Annotated in this window: 12 protein-coding genes; 7 read left to right on the top strand and 5 right to left on the bottom strand. The window is 34.1% G+C overall.

What is annotated here, in order from left to right; all coding sequences use genetic code 11:
- Positions 1-57: 57 nt before the first annotated feature.
- Genes odhB through B8T70_RS01535 form a run of 3 tightly spaced genes read right to left on the bottom strand, consistent with a single transcriptional unit; the run spans position 58 to position 4,670 of the window.
- Positions 58-1,287, bottom strand: a complete 1,230-nt coding sequence (gene odhB / locus B8T70_RS01545) for a 2-oxoglutarate dehydrogenase complex dihydrolipoyllysine-residue succinyltransferase (protein WP_086893666.1) — start codon at positions 1,285-1,287, stop codon at positions 58-60.
- 23 nt (positions 1,288-1,310) lie between these two features.
- The gene (locus B8T70_RS01540; RefSeq protein ID WP_052249924.1) at positions 1,311-1,883 is read right to left on the bottom strand and encodes a hypothetical protein; all 573 of its coding nucleotides are present in this window, start codon (positions 1,881-1,883) and stop codon (positions 1,311-1,313) included.
- Between the two features lie 15 nt (positions 1,884-1,898).
- On the bottom strand, positions 1,899-4,670 hold the full coding sequence (locus tag B8T70_RS01535) for a 2-oxoglutarate dehydrogenase E1 component (protein ID WP_086893665.1): 2,772 nt from the start codon (positions 4,668-4,670) through the stop codon (positions 1,899-1,901).
- Positions 4,671-4,785: 115 nt separating this feature from the next.
- On the opposite strand from B8T70_RS01535, the gene B8T70_RS01530 reads away from it, so the two are divergent.
- Entirely contained in the window at positions 4,786-5,337 is a 552-nt protein-coding gene (locus B8T70_RS01530) for a hypothetical protein (protein WP_039113694.1), read from the top strand.
- Positions 5,338-6,351: 1,014 nt separating this feature from the next.
- Positions 6,352-7,152 carry a T9SS type A sorting domain-containing protein gene (locus B8T70_RS01525; RefSeq protein WP_165763177.1) on the top strand — a complete coding sequence of 267 codons (801 nt, stop codon included), beginning with the start codon at positions 6,352-6,354 and terminating at the stop codon, positions 7,150-7,152.
- A gap of 99 nt (positions 7,153-7,251) precedes the next feature.
- Here B8T70_RS01525 and B8T70_RS01520 read toward each other — a convergent pair whose 3' ends face one another.
- On the bottom strand, positions 7,252-7,605 hold the full coding sequence (locus tag B8T70_RS01520; protein WP_039113850.1) for a hypothetical protein: 354 nt from the start codon (positions 7,603-7,605) through the stop codon (positions 7,252-7,254).
- Positions 7,606-7,763: 158 nt separating this feature from the next.
- Complete coding sequence (locus B8T70_RS01515; protein WP_086893663.1) at positions 7,764-8,738, bottom strand: polyprenyl synthetase family protein; 975 nt, start codon at positions 8,736-8,738, stop codon at positions 7,764-7,766.
- A gap of 212 nt (positions 8,739-8,950) precedes the next feature.
- Between B8T70_RS01515 and B8T70_RS01510 the strand changes: the two genes are divergently transcribed.
- The 5 genes from B8T70_RS01510 to B8T70_RS01490 all read left to right on the top strand — a co-directional run bounded on the left by B8T70_RS01510 (position 8,951) and on the right by B8T70_RS01490 (position 15,856).
- Positions 8,951-9,472: a YceI family protein gene (locus tag B8T70_RS01510; RefSeq protein WP_039117030.1), complete on the top strand. Its 522-nt coding sequence runs from the start codon at positions 8,951-8,953 to the stop codon at positions 9,470-9,472.
- Positions 9,473-9,523: 51 nt separating this feature from the next.
- The gene (locus B8T70_RS01505) at positions 9,524-10,123 is read left to right on the top strand and encodes a TetR/AcrR family transcriptional regulator (protein ID WP_039113688.1); all 600 of its coding nucleotides are present in this window, start codon (positions 9,524-9,526) and stop codon (positions 10,121-10,123) included.
- 24 nt (positions 10,124-10,147) lie between these two features.
- Positions 10,148-11,518: a TolC family protein gene (locus B8T70_RS01500; protein ID WP_039113687.1), complete on the top strand. Its 1,371-nt coding sequence runs from the start codon at positions 10,148-10,150 to the stop codon at positions 11,516-11,518.
- 6 nt (positions 11,519-11,524) lie between these two features.
- Positions 11,525-12,592, top strand: coding sequence for an efflux RND transporter periplasmic adaptor subunit (locus tag B8T70_RS01495; RefSeq protein ID WP_039113686.1), 1,068 nt, complete (start codon positions 11,525-11,527; stop codon positions 12,590-12,592).
- 93 nt (positions 12,593-12,685) lie between these two features.
- The gene (locus B8T70_RS01490; RefSeq protein ID WP_039113684.1) at positions 12,686-15,856 is read left to right on the top strand and encodes an efflux RND transporter permease subunit; all 3,171 of its coding nucleotides are present in this window, start codon (positions 12,686-12,688) and stop codon (positions 15,854-15,856) included.
- Positions 15,857-15,945 lie beyond the last annotated feature (89 nt).

The raw sequence follows: 15,945 nt of genomic DNA, 5'->3' as shown, positions 1-15,945 counted from the left end.
AAAAAAAGCCGTCATTTAATAAAAAATGACGGCTTTTCAATTGAAAATTATTATAAACTATAACTCTAATGCTTTCTTAGGATTGTTATCCATCAATAATTCAAGTGGGTTTTCTAATGCTTCTTTAATAGCAACTAGGAATCCTACTGACTCACGACCATCGATAATTCTGTGGTCATAAGAAAGTGCCACGTACATCATTGGGTGAATTTCTACTTTACCATTTACAGCAATCGGACGCTCAATAATGTTGTGCATTCCTAAGATTCCTGATTGTGGTGGATTGATGATTGGTGTACTTAACATACTTCCGAAAACTCCTCCGTTTGTAATTGTAAATGTACCACCTGTCATATCATCAACTGTAATCTGTCCGTCACGCGCTTTAATAGCCAATCTTTTGATTTCTGCTTCTACACCACGGAAAGTCAAATTCTCTGCATTACGAACCACAGGAACCATTAATCCTTTTGGGCCAGATACTGCGATTGAGATATCACAGAAATCATAAGCTACTTTATAGTCACCATCCATCATAGAGTTTACGTCTGGATATAATGCTAAAGCTCTTGTTACTGCTTTTGTAAAGAATGACATGTATCCTAAACCTACACCTGCGTGTTTAGCTTTGAATGCATCTTTGTATTCATTACGTAAGTTGTTTATTGGTGTCATATTAACTTCATTGAATGTAGTTAACATAGCTGTTTCGTTTTTAGCTGCTACTAATCTTTCTGCTACTTTACGACGTAACATTGAAAGTTTTGTACGCTCTGAACCACGGTTTCCTCCTGTTGGAGTTCCCATAGAAGGTACTGCATTTAAAGCATCTTCTTTAGTGATTCTTCCATCTTTACCTGTTCCTGAAACTGTAGATGGTGTTATATTTTTTTCATCTAATATTTTTCTTGCTGCTGGAGATGGTGTTCCAGATGCATAAGTTGCAGTTGGTGCCGGAGCTGCTTTTGGCGCTTCAGCTTTAACTTCTGCTTTCGGTGCTTCTGCCTTTGGAGCTTCAGCTGCTGCTGGAGCTGCTCCAGATGGTTTTGCTGCGCTAGTATCAATTAAGCAAACTACTGCTCCTACTGCTACTGCGTCTCCTTCTTCTGCTTTTAGTGTGATTGTTCCACTAGCTTCTGCCGGTAATTCAAGAGTTGCTTTATCAGAATCAACTTCAGCAATAGCTTGATCTTTTTCTACATAATCTCCGTCTTTTACTAACCAAGTTGCAATTTCAACTTCTTTTATTGATTCCCCTGGTGATGGGACTTTCATTTCTAAAATCATCTTTTTATAATTTTATATATTAACTAATTATTGTAGTACATTTCTGGAAGCACTTGAACAAACTCTTCCCCTTTTACTTTTAACTTATTGTATTTTTCTGTCGATTTCTTAATTATACTTTCATACTCTTTTTTGGCCTCTTCCAAATCTTCATTACTGATAGTATATTCTTTATTTTTCAGTATCGATTCAAGTATATTTTTTTTCTTTCTTTCAAATTTCTTAGGAGTTTTATAATGCTCCGGATTTGTATCAAAAGGAACCAGTCTGACAGCTGCTTTAATTGCCCCCATTTTCGGTTCTGAATCAACTATATATACTTTACCTGATTCAAGTTCTGCTTCAATAAAACTTGTATTTTCTGACCTTGCCCAAAATACATGCTTTCCTGGATCACACTCATATATTAAATAACTTCCATGATTAAACTTACCCAAAAACTTATCTCCGTCAAAATATTTAAAATTAATTAAAAACCCAACAGAAGATGATCTTACGAAATAAACCAAAGCTTTTCCCTCACTTGGTTTTTTAAGCTCTTGTGAATAATTAACTACCGAAAATAAAAGAACTACAAACAGAAATATTTTTTTCATAAAGTTTACTCCTTATTATCTGAATAGATTTTTATCGAAAACCATTCTGATTGCATCTGCATGACGACGTTTTGCTCGTGTGTAACTTCCTGATGCTGGTGCAGCGTATGCTTTTAATGATGCTAATCTCCATTTTACAAGGTCAAAGTTCATTAACATAAAGCTATAAGCTCCCATGTTTTTAGGCTCTTCTTGTGCCCAAACATAATCATCGGCGTTAGGATATTGTGCAATAATCGCTTTTATTTGCTCTACCGGGAACGGGAACAATTGTTCGATTCTTACTACTGCAACATCATTACGTCCGTTATTTTCTCTTTCGGCAACTATATCATAGTAGAATTTACCTGTAACAAAAACTAATGTTTTTACTTCTTTTTTGTTTACTGTAGTATCATCTATTGTTTCTTGGAAACTTCCGCTTGCTAGATCTTCAACAGTCGATACACATCTTGGGTCACGCAATAAACTTTTTGGAGAGAAAACTACCAAAGGTTTACGGAATGTTGTTTTCATTTGTCTTCTCAATAAGTGGAAGAAGTTGGCTGGCGTTGTACAATCGGCAACATACATGTTTTGTCTTGCACAAAGTTGTAGGTAACGCTCCATTCTTGCTGAAGAGTGCTCTGCTCCTTGTCCTTCGTATCCGTGTGGTAATAATAAAACGATACCATTTTGGTTGTTCCATTTATCTTCTCCACAAGAGATATATTGGTCAATCATGATTTGTGCTCCATTTGAGAAATCTCCAAATTGTGCTTCCCAAATAGTCAATGCATTAGGATTAGCCAAAGCATATCCGTAATCAAATCCTAAAACTCCGTATTCTGATAATAGGGAATTGAAAACTCCGAATTTTCCTTTTTTGTTTTCGATAGCATTCAATAGAATTACTTCTTCTTCTGAATCTTCTACTTTTACTACTGCGTGACGGTGTGAGAATGTACCACGCTCTACGTCTTGCCCAGAAATACGAACATCAAAACCTTCTGTTAAAAGTGAACCATAAGCTAATGCTTCTGCTGTTCCCCAATCGATAGTATTGTTGTCGTAACCTGTTTTTCTATCAGTAACAATTTTAGTTATCTTGTTGATGAACTTTTTATCTGATGGTAAAGTTGAGATTGTTTTTATGATAGAATCTAATCCTGCCTTAGCAAAAGAGGTATCAAATTTATTCAACATCACAACATCTGTAACTTGCTCAAATCCTTTCCATTCATTTTGCATAAATGGTGTAATGATTGTCAAATCTTTTTTACGAGATGCTTCAAGGTTTACCTCCATTGTCGATTTGTATTCTTTCTCTAACCCATTTACATAAGTAGCATCGATAATACCTTCTGACAATAATTTTTGCGCATAAATATCTCTTGGATTTTCATGCTTAGCAATGATTTTATATAAAACTGGTTGTGTAAAACGAGGTTCGTCACCTTCGTTATGACCGTATTTTCTGTATCCTAATAAATCGATAAATACATCACGACCAAATTCCATTCTGTAATCTAATGCAAATGAAACGGCATGAACTACAGCTTCTGCATCGTCTGCATTTACGTGTAATACTGGCGAAAGTGTAACTTTGGCAACATCTGTACAATAAGTAGATGAACGTGCATCAAGGTAATTTGTTGTAAAACCAACTTGGTTGTTAATTACGATATGTATTGTTCCCCCGGTTTTGTAACCGTCTAATTGTGCCATTTGTATAATCTCGTACAAGATACCTTGTCCTGCAATTGCAGCATCACCGTGAACGGCAATAGGTAATACTTTTGAGAAATCGTCAGCGTAATATTTATCTTGTTTTGCTCTGGTAATTCCTTCAATAACTGCTCCAACAGTCTCTAAGTGAGATGGATTTGGCGCTAGGTTGATATTGATATTTTTTCCAGTTCTTGTTTTTTTATCGGCAGTAAGTCCTAAGTGGTATTTTACGTCACCATCAAAGTATTCTTGATCGTAATCTTTACCATCAAATTCTCCGAAGATGTCTTGTGTTGATTTGCCAAAGATATTTGCCAAAACATTAAGACGTCCACGGTGAGCCATACCCATTACAAATTGCTCTACACCTTTTTCGGCTGCTTTTTCGATCAAAGCATCTAGAGCCGGGATGATTGATTCTCCTCCTTCTAGTGAGAATCTTTTTTGTCCAACATATTTGGTATGCAAGAAGTTCTCGAAAGAAACTGCTTGGTTTAATTTATTTAAGATTACCTTTTTCTCATCTGTAGAGAAATTAGGCTGGTTGTCATTTACTCCAAGTTTGTCCTGAATCCATTTTACAACATTTGGGTTACGAATATACATATACTCTACCCCAATATGCTGACAATAAATTGCCTGAAGACGTTTCACAATATCTTGCAATGAGCAAGGTGGAACACCAATTACTTTGGCAGCATCAAAAACAGTCGAAAGATCTGCTGATGTAAGTCCAAAATTTTCGATGTCTAAAGTTGGTGATGATGTTCTACGATCTCTTACTGGGTTTGTTTTAGTAAACAAATGACCACGAGAACGGTATCCGTCAATCAATTTTAATACGTTGAATTCTTTTTGTAATTTTTCAGATACCAAACTACAATCGGTGTTGTTAGCTGCGAATTCAACAATTTGCTGAACTGGTGCCTCGTCGTTGTAAGTTGTCATTCCAAAATCGAAACCTTGGAAAAAACTTCTCCAGCTTGGCTCTACGCTATCTGGGTTTTGTGTATATTGGTCGTACAATTGTGCGAAATACTCTGTATGCGCAGCATTTAAAAATGAAAACCTATCCATAATATTTGTGAATATACTTTTTGTTAAATAGAATGGCAAAAGTACAATAATCGAATTTATTTAAAACTTTTTTTTACGTACTTTTACGTAAAAATTTGTTAAAATCCGCTTAACTATGAAGAAAAATCATTTTTCAATCGTTTTCAAATCATTTTTTATGATTTTGGCCCTAATATTTTCAAGTGGCATGATGGCGCAGCAGAAATATTATATTCCGCAAAAGCAAAATGATTTTTGGAGCAATGTACAATTTGGAGGTGGAGTCGGATTAAGTTTTGGATCTGGATATACCGACATTTCGTTATTACCGAGTATGATTTACAATGTTAACCCGATTGTATCAGTTGGTGTAGGTCTACAATTTGGTTATGTAGCTTCTAAAAATGAATATTCTTCTTTTCTTTATGGTGGAAGCCTTATCGGATTAATAAATCCAATTCCCGAAATACAACTTTCGGCAGAACTAGAGCAGATTAATGTAAATACTGATTATAAATATATTGGCGGGCCAAGTTTTAGTGATAACTTCTGGAACACTGCCCTATTTCTTGGTGCTGGTTATCGAACCGGAAACGTTACCATAGGAATACGTTATGATGTATTGCATGACGACAACAAGAGCATTTACGGAGAAGCTTTTATGCCATTTGTGAGAGTTTACTTTTAGAAGAAGGTGCAAAGGTTTTGATTTGCAAAGACTCAAAGGTTTTATTCAAGACTGCAAGGAACTTTCTTTCGAAATTTATAAAGTACCACACGGTTAAAACCGTGGGCTATGATTCAAATATGATAGAATAATAGAATTTAAGAATTCGACACAGATTACAAACATAAACAACATGATATAAGCATTGCCAACGGTTTCAACCAATGGAGCACAATTCATTATCACGATACATACCACCGTGGGCTATGATTTAAATATGATAGAATAATAGAATTTAAGAATTCGACACAGATTACAAACATAAACAACATGTTATAAGCATTGCAACGGTTTCATCCAATGGAGCGCAATTCATTATCACGATACATACCACACGGTTAAAACCGTGGGCTATGATTTAAATATGATAGAATAAGAATTTAAGAATTCGACACAGATTACAAACATAAACAACATGTTATAAGCATTGCCAACGGTTTCAACCGTTGGAGTTCAATTCATTATCACGATACGTACCACACGGTTAAAACCGTGGGCTATGATTTAAATATGATAAAATTTAAGAACTCGACACAGATTACAAACATAAACAACATGTTATAAGCATTGCCAACGGTTCCATCCAATGGAGCGCAATTCATTATCACGATACGTACACGATTAAAATAGGATAGAATAAAAAAACGAAAGGAATAACAAACTTTGTTTCTTCGTTACTTTTCCCCTTTTGAACCTTTGTCGCTTTGAACCTTTGTTCCTTTGTTCCTTTGAACCTTCCCTTTACCCTTTTTAAACCTTAATAAATATTACTGCATTGTTTACACAATGGCAGCAAATTCACTTTTTCATGCGTTGCAAAATACCTTTTATTCTTTTTTACTAAATACTCAAAATCGAAAGTAAAAAATGTAAATCTGAAAGGGCAAATTAGGATTAAAATTTATGTTTGTGCATAATGATTGTATAAAAAACGATTATTTACACAAAAACATTTTTAACGCAACATTTCTTATTATGAAAAAAAAATTACTCTTTTTAATGGTTACTGCATTATACTCAGTAACTTATGTTAACGCCCAAAAAGTTTGGGATTTTGCTAATGTCACGCCAATTTGGCCAACTAGCACAGCAGGCTATACGACAAACACGATCAAGGATAATTTAGGAATATATCCAGGAGTCACTATTACAGCAACACCAATAGGCGGAATTATTCCTTCGAATTTGACTTTTACAGATGGATTTAGCGGTTTACGTTACTTTAGAATGGGTCAGGCATCGGTTTTTTCTAATAATCGACCAACAGAACGTTATTTGTATTTTGCAACTACTGGTGCAGGAACTATAAAAATATGGTTTGCGAGCGGTGGTGGTGGTGGCCGTACTATTAAGGTTACTGATGGTACTACTGAAATAGGCAGCGCAAGTTCAGCCAACTCAACAACTCCTTCAATATTCGAAGCTCAGTACACTCAGACAAGTGGAAATATTTACATTTATACTGGTACAGGCACGGGTGTTAATATCTACAAAATTGAAATTACTGGTACAACTGGTACAACACAATTAATGAGCTCTCTTGGAATAAATGATTTTGAAGCAAACTCATCTACAAATATTTATTCTGACGGAAAAGAAGTTTTTATATCCAATGTAACATCAAGTACAAAAGTTGACATTTATAGTATAACAGGCGCTTTGATTAAATCATTAAAAACAGAAACCAATACTTCTTTTGCATTAGATTCAGGCATCTATATTGCAAAAGTAAAAACGTCTGAAGGTGCAAAATCAGTTAAAATAGCGGTAAAATAAATTCATCTCAATATAAAAAAAGAGCGTAATCATAATTTGATTACGCTCTTTTTTTTATCTTTTACTATACAAGAAATCAAACTTGTTATAGCTAGAAATCTATTTATAAAAATTTCTAAACCAGACTTTCTGCCATTCTCTTTTTAAGATTAGAAAAGAAACTTGTTCGGCAAGAATTACTAAATCTGACCCATCTAGTTTTTTTATTTCAGCTTCAGAAACATCAATTATATAAAGTAGGTTTAAATACTCGGCAAACTTATACTGAATCATTCGGTATATTTTTTCGTGCAGCTGTATTTTAAGTTCATCTGGAGAAATACTCAGAGGAAAATCAATTCCTTCATTTGCTAAATTGAAGTCTTTATTAATTTGTTCGATTAAATTAAGATACAAAGCTTCTTTCTCCGCTTCCTGAAGTAGTAAATCTGCATTTTGTGGGGCTACAAACATTTGATTTAGGATTGTTGATTTATGATTAGTGATTTCAGAATTGAAAGATTTAATGATTGAAAAATTCAAAAATCTAAACCAGAATCTGAATTAAAATAAAAAACCTGATTACTAAAAACTAAAACTGGTTACTGCACACTGCAACTGATTACAGAATACTAAACCTTTCTTCCCATTAAGTTTTCGCCAAAAGTGCGTAATGACAATTTTTTTTCGTCGCTAATATCCATTTTATCTAATGTTTTAAAAGCTTCGAGTGTGTACATTTCGATTGCATCCTGAGTCTCTTTTGAAGCACCAGAATTGTTAAAGATATTCTTTACTATTTCGATTTTATCTGTACTATCTTCAGGTTGTGTAGTAAATAAATCTTTTAGCTGTTTTGCTTTTTCATCATCTGAATGAGCCAATGCTTTTAGATATAAATAGGTTTTCTTGTTTTCGATAATATCTCCACCAACTTGTTTTCCAAAAGTTTCCGGATCTCCAAATGCATCTAAATAATCATCTTGTAACTGGAAAGCCAACCCTAATTGTAATCCGAAGTCATATATTAAATTAGCATTTTCATCAGAAGTTTTTGCTACAATTGCTCCCATTTTCATAGCTGCTGCAACCAAAACTGCTGTTTTATACTCGATCATTTTTAGATACTCAGGAATTGTAACGTCGTTTCTTTGTTCAAAATCAACATCCCATTGTTGCCCTTCGCAAACTTCTAAAGCTGTTTTACTAAAAAGCTTCGCTAGTTCTCTAAAAGTATTTGGTTCATATCTTTCAAAGTACTGATATGCCAAAATAAGCATAGCATCTCCAGAAAGGATTCCCGTATTAAGATCCCATTTTTCATGAACAGTTTCTTGCCCTCTTCGTAAAGGAGCATCATCCATGATATCATCATGTACTAATGAAAAATTGTGAAAAATCTCAACTGCCATAGCAGCCGGAAGTGCTTCATTGTAAGAAACATCAAAAACTTCGGCAGTCATTAAAGTCAATACTGGACGCATTCTTTTTCCTCCAAGACTAACAATATATTCAATTGGCTCGTATAGGTTTTTAGGCTCTTTGCTTATGGTTTGTTTCTCCAGATAATCGACAAAGAATTCCTGGTATTGATATATGGCATGCATAAAAGTAATTTTCGGCTAATTTACGGCATTAAGCCTGCAATGCAAACTCCATTTCTTAATGAAATGTTAAATAATCAAAAATACTTTGGAAACTATTTTGGTGTTTAGAGTTTCCAATATACATTTGCATCGAAATTTAACAATAATTACAATGATCAATTTCCGCGTAATCCTGTTAGATACTAATTATTAATAAAACAATATTTAACATTATGAGAACACACTGGACAATTGATTCTAGCCAATCTGATGTTTTAATCAAAATGAGACATTCAATTCTGGCTTACTTAGGCGGTTCTATTAATCAGTTTCAAGGTCATGTAGACCTGAAGAATGATGAGATAGAAGATGCAACTATAGAATTTTCTTTGGATGTAAATAATAGGGAAGCTAAACTAGAGCAAATAAATACGTACTTAAAACTTAATGATTTTTTTGATGTAAATAAGTACCCTACAATAAGTTTTAAATCGACTTCTTTTCAGAAAGTAAACAAAAACATCAATTTTCTTAAAGGTGATTTAACAATAAAAGATGTTACAAAAACAGTAGAGCTTGATGTAGAACTAGTGGAAACTGACTATTACGATGGCAACAAAAAAGTTTCTTTTGAACTTACTGGCGACATAAACCGTAAAGATTTTGGATTAGCTTATAATTCATTCAATCAAAGTAGCGGCTTAGCAACTGGACAGGACATTAAACTTGTAGCCAATTTAGAATTTACCATCTAAGACTTACATCAAAATAGAAGTTTTTAAAAATTACAGATTAGAAGAAACAAAATGAGAGATAAAATTATATCAAAAGCGAGTGACTTATTCTTAAAATTAGGTTTTAAAAGTGTCACTATGGATGATATCGCAGGCGAAATGTGTATTTCTAAAAAAACAATTTATAAATATTTTTGCAATAAGGAGGTATTGATTAAAGAAAGTACTTCGTCTGTTCACCAGAAAGTTCATGAAATCATAGATTCTATTGTTGTTAAAAATCATAATGCCATTCAGGAGAATTTTGAAATACGAGAAATGTTTAAAAACATGTTTCAGTCTTCTATTGATACTTCTCCTATATATCAACTAAAGAAACACTATCCCGAAATCTACACCAACTTGATGAGACATGAGATAGACCAGTGCAGTCAATATTTTAGAGATAATATCACTAAGGGGATAGAACAAAAATTATATCGAGAGGATATTAACGTAGACATTTATGTAAAGTTTTATTACACTTTAATTTTTCATATAAACGAAACTACTAGTTCTGAGAAAGAAGCCCAGCTTGCAGAATTACAAGCTTTAGAATACCACACGAGAGCCATGGCTACTCTCGCAGGAATTATAGAGTTAGAAAAACAATTACAAAGAGTAACCCACTAATCATCAATCCATAATCTATAATCCATGAAAAGAATAATGATTCTCTTCGTCTTGGCTTTTGCAATAACCGCAAATGCGCAAGACAAAAACAATAGCAATCTGGCTAAGCAAGGCGGACAGACCTTGACCTTAAAAGATGCTATTTCTTATGCGCTACAAAATAAAGCCGATGCAAAAAAAGCTAAATTACAGGTAGAAAATAGTGAATACAAAATACAAGAAGTAAGATCTAGAGCATTGCCTCAAATTTCGGCTAACGGAAATTTAACTTACAATCCTGTAATACAAACTACAGTTATTGATGGTGCCGGTTTTGGGCAGCCAGGGACTTCTATTCAAGCGGCTTTTGGTCAAAAATGGACTTCGACTGCTGGAATTTCTTTAACTCAAAACATATTTGATCAAGCTGTATTTACAGGTTTAAGAGCTGCAAAAAGCACTCGCGAATTTTATCAAATCAATGAGCAACTAACGGAAGAGGATGTAATCGAAAAGGTTGCAAATAATTACTACGAAGTATATGTACAACGTTTAAACTTAACCGTTTTAGATAGTAATTATGTAAATACAGAGAAGGTAAAAAACATTATTCAAGGACAATTTGACAATGGTTTAGCTAAAAAAATTGACCTTAATCGAGTTCTTGTAAAACTATCAAACATTAGTACGCAACGCCAACAAGTTATTAATAGAGTAGCATTGCAGGAAAACGCATTAAAATTTTACATGGGAATGCCTGTAGAAACTCAAATTGTAATTCCTAATACTGAATTTGAAATCACGCTTCAACCATTATCTGAAGCACCAAATGTTGAGAATTTAAGTCAATATTTACTTTTGAAAAAACAAGAACAATTATTGGTTTTCCAAAAGAAAGCAGTTCAGGCGGAGTTTTACCCAACTCTTTCTTTAAGTGCTGGATACAATTATATCGGTCAGGGTCCAGAAGTGCCTTGGTTTAATAAACCATCTTCTGGTGTTTACTGGTCAGATTTCTCGGCTATTGGTTTAAACTTAAGAGTGCCAATCTTTACTGGTTTTGGTACACGCGCCAAAGTTCGTCAGGCTGATGTTGCTATACGCTCTTTACAAGAAGACATAAAAGACACAAAACTTTCGCTTGATATTGCTTACAGCAATGCAACGATCCAAATGGAAAACAGTCTTGTAACGATTAAAAACCAAAAGGAAAACAGAGAGCTTGCTCAACAAGTATTGCAAAATACCAAAAACAATTATCTACAAGGTTTGGCTTCACTAAACGATTTATTAGATGTTGAAAATGCGTATATCGAAGCAGAAAACAATTACTCTTCGGCAATACTAGGATATAAAATAGCAGAAATTCAAGTAATCAAATCAAAAGGCCAACTAAAATCACTTATAAATAACTAAAAACAAATGAAAAAAATAATAATAACAATAGTAGTCATAATTGGTGCATTAGCACTAATTGGTTTCATATTAACGAAGAACGAGACTGAGAATAAAGCCAAAACAGATATTGTTGCAGAAAAAAATGCTGCGGTTTCAGTTAAAGTTTCTTCTGTAAAAACACAAGAGGTTTCATTAGATTTCGTTGCAAACGGAAACTTTCAACCGATTCAGGAATTGACTTTCTCTGCAGAAAAATCAGGAAAAGTAATTAGTGTTTTAGCTAAAGAAGGTGATTATGTAAAAGTTGGTCAAACACTATTAACAGTAAGAGGTGATGTTATTAATGTAAATGCTCAGGCTGCTCAGGCTGCATACCAAAATGCAAAATCTGATTACATTAGATACGAAAATGCTTTTAAAACTGATGGTGTTACTAAACAACAATTAGATCAGGCAAGATTAGCATTGACTAACGCTGAAGCTAACCTAAAACAAGCAAACATAAATGTTGGAGATACTAAAGTAAAAGCACCAATAAGCGGGTTTATTAATAAAAAATATATCGAGCCAGGATCAATCTTAGCTGGAATGCCAGCAACTGCTTTGTTTGATATTGTAAATGTTTCTAAACTAAAACTAGTTGTAACTGTAAATGAAAACCAAGTTGCAAGCTTAAAACTAGGAAACACAATTAACGTAACTGCTAGTGTTTATCCTGATAAAACTTTTACTGGAAAAATCACTTTTATTGCTGCAAAAGCTGACGAATCTTTAAACTTCCCTGTGGAGATTGAAATCACAAATAACCCAAACAACGACCTAAAAGCTGGTATGTACGGAACTGCACATTTTGCATCAAGCCAACAAAAACAAAACTTGATGGTTGTACCTAGAAATGCTTTCGTAGGAAGTGTAAGTAGTAATGAAATATTTGTAGTTCAAAACGGAATTGCAAAACTAAAAAAAGTAACTGCTGGAAGAATTTTAGGAGATCAAGTAGAAATCATTAATGGATTGTCTGATGGGGAAACTGTAATTACTACAGGTCAAATTAACTTACAAGACGGTAATACTGTAGAAATTATTAAATAATTGTAGGCTATAAGCCGTAAGCAATAGGCTTTAAGCGCAATTTTTAAAAGCGAAAAGCCTACAGCTTACAGCCTAAGGCATAAAAAAAAATATATGAAATTAGCCGAAATATCCATAAAACGTCCGTCGTTAGTAATTGTATTGTTTACAATTCTAACCCTTGGTGGATTGTTCAGCTACAGCCAGTTAGGTTATGAGCTGATCCCTAAATTTGAACAAAACGTTATTACTATATCTACCGTTTATCCAGGAGCTTCTCCTAGTGAGGTAGAAAATACGGTGACAAAGAAAATTGAAGATGCGATTGCATCCTTAGAGAATGTTAAGAAAATTGACTCTAAGTCGTATGAAAGTTTATCTATCGTTTCGATTACATTAACATCAAACGCAAAAGTCGATTTCTCATTGAATGATGCACAGCGTAAAATTAACGCTATCATTAGTGATTTGCCCGATGATGTTAAAACACCAGCTTTAACCAAATTCTCGCTGAGTGATTTACCAATTATGACGCTTGGTGCCAACGGAAAAATGGACGAAGCAGCATTTTATGACTTAATTGATAAAAAAGTTGCTCCTATATTATCTCGTGTACAAGGTGTGGCTCAGGTAAATATTATTGGTGGTTCTGAACGTGAAATCCAGGTAAATCTTGATGCATTAAAAATGCAGGGGTACGGACTTTCTATTCCTCAGGTGCAACAAAACATCCTGACTTCAAACTTAGATTTCCCTACAGGAAACATTCAAACTCGTGATCAAAAAATATTAATTCGTTTAGCGGGTAAATATAAAAGTGTTGATGAGTTAAGAAACTTGGTAGTATCTTCTCAAAACGGAATTCAAGTACGATTAAGTGATATTGCCGATGTTCAGGATACTCAAAAAATAGCTGAGAAAATATCACGTGTAGACCAAAAAAGTGCGATTATTTTACAAATCGTAAAACAATCAGATGCAAATGCGGTTGCGGTAAGTGAGCAATTATTAAAAACAATTACTGTTCTTGAAAACGACTATAAAGCAAATCAGTTAAAACTAGAAGTAGCAAAAGACAGTACTGTCTTTACATTAGAAGCTGCAGATTCTGTAGTTCACGATTTATTGATTGCAGTAGTTCTGGTTGCATTTGTAATGTTGTTCTTCTTGCATAGTATTAGAAACTCATTGATTGTAATGGTTTCGATTCCTGCATCGTTAATTGCTACGTTTATTGGTATTTACTTTATGGGATACACATTAAACTTAATGAGTTTATTAGGGTTATCTCTTGTTGTAGGTATTCTTGTGGATGATGCCATTGTGGTATTAGAAAATATTTACCGACACATGGAAATGGGTAAAAGCCGAATCCGTGCTTCGTATGATGGAACTGCAGAAATTGGTGGAACCGTAACATCAATCACATTAGTAATCGTGGTAGTGTTCTTGCCTATCGCAATGAGTTCTGGATTGGTATCTAATATCATTACTCAATTTTGTGTAACTGTAATTATTTCGACATTATTCTCACTTTTAGCATCTTTCACGATTATTCCATGGTTATCATCTCGTTATGGAAAATTAGAACACATTGAAGGAAAGAACCTATTTGGAAGAATCATTCTTGGTTTCGAAAGTTACCTAACACGTTTTACGGATTGGGTTTCTCATTTGTTAACTTGGTGTTTGGATAACTATGGTAAGACTGTTATTCTTGTATTGATATTGTTCTTTGGGTCAATATTTGGTTTAAAACCTTTTATTGGTGGTGAGTTTTTCGCAGCATCAGATAGTGGTGAGTTCTTAGTTCAAATCGAAATGCCAAAAGACGCTTCGCTAGAACAAACTAACTTTATGACTCAAAGAGCTGAAGCTTTCTTAAAAAATGAAGAATATGTTCATAGCCAGATTACAACTGTAGGACAAACCAGTGAAGGTTTTGGAGCATCACAAGCTACTGCTTATAAAGCGGAGATTGATGTAAAAATGATCGAACAAAAAGACCGTAAAGATGATGCATCTGTTTATGCTGCAAAAATCAAACGTAAATTAGAGAAAGTATTAGTTGGAGCAAAAGTTAAAACTGTTCCGGTTGGTATTTTAGGAACTGCTGAAGATGCTACATTAGGATTAATCGTAACTGGACCATCTACAGAAAGTGCTATGGCATTTGCTAAATTAGCTGAAGCAGAATTACGTACTATTCCTGGAACAACTGAGATTAAATTAACGGTTGAAGACGGAAACCCTGAGGTTAATGTTAAGGTAGATCGTGATAAAATGGCTGCATTAGGATTGACACTTCAAACTGTTGGTTTAACCATGCAAACTGCTTTTAGCGGAAACACAGATGGTAAATACAGAGCTGGAGAATACGAGTACGATATCAATATTAGATACAACGCATTCGACAGAAAAAGTATTACTGACGTAAGTAACCTGATTTTCATTAACTCAGCTGGACAACAAATAAAATTGTCTCAATTTGCAGATATTACAGAAGGTTCCGGACCTAGCCAGTTAGAGCGTAGAGACAAATCGGCTTCGGTAACAGTAAAAGGACAAAACGTTGGGGTTCCTTCAGGAACAATTGTTGGAATATGGCAGGAAAAATTAGATAAGCTTAAAAAACCAACTGGAGTAAATTATATTTGGGGTGGTGACATGGAGAATCAATCTGAAGGATTTGGTACTTTAGGAATTGCTTTATTAGCCGCTATTATCTTAGTTTACCTTGTAATGGTGAGTTTGTATGACAGTTTCGTTCACCCATTTGTAGTATTATTTGCTATTCCACTTTCGTTTATTGGAGCTTTATTAGCATTAGCATTAACAAATAACTCCTTAAACATCTTTACGATTCTGGGTATTATCATGTTAATTGGTCTGGTGTGTAAGAACGCGATCATGCTTGTCGATTATACCAACCAGCGAAGAGCTGCCGGAGAATCTATCAGAGCGGCATTAATTCAGGCAAATCACGCACGTTTACGTCCTATCTTAATGACAACAATTGCGATGGTATTTGGTATGTTCCCAATTGCATTGGCATCTGGAGCTGGAGCAGAATGGAAAAACGGTTTGGCTTGGGTAATTATCGGAGGATTAATTTCGTCTTTATTCCTTACCTTGATTGTGGTTCCTGTAATCTACCAAATAATGGAAGGTATCGTTAGAAGATTATCTAAAGGAGAAAAAATCGATTACGAAACTGAAATGTTTGCAGATTATACGCCAACAGAAGTTAGTGAAGACGGTTTTAACCCAAAACACACACATTAAGACATATAAGAATATTATATTTAAAAAAACCTGTTCATTCATTTGAACAGGTTTTTTTATGTCTTTTTAACAAATACAATCGTTTTTTG

This window comes from Flavobacterium sp. AJR, from assembly GCF_002156885.1.
GTDB lineage: Bacteria > Bacteroidota > Bacteroidia > Flavobacteriales > Flavobacteriaceae > Flavobacterium.
The sequence above is the reverse complement of the archived record's forward strand: the minus strand, read 5'-3'. Positions and strand labels throughout refer to the sequence as shown.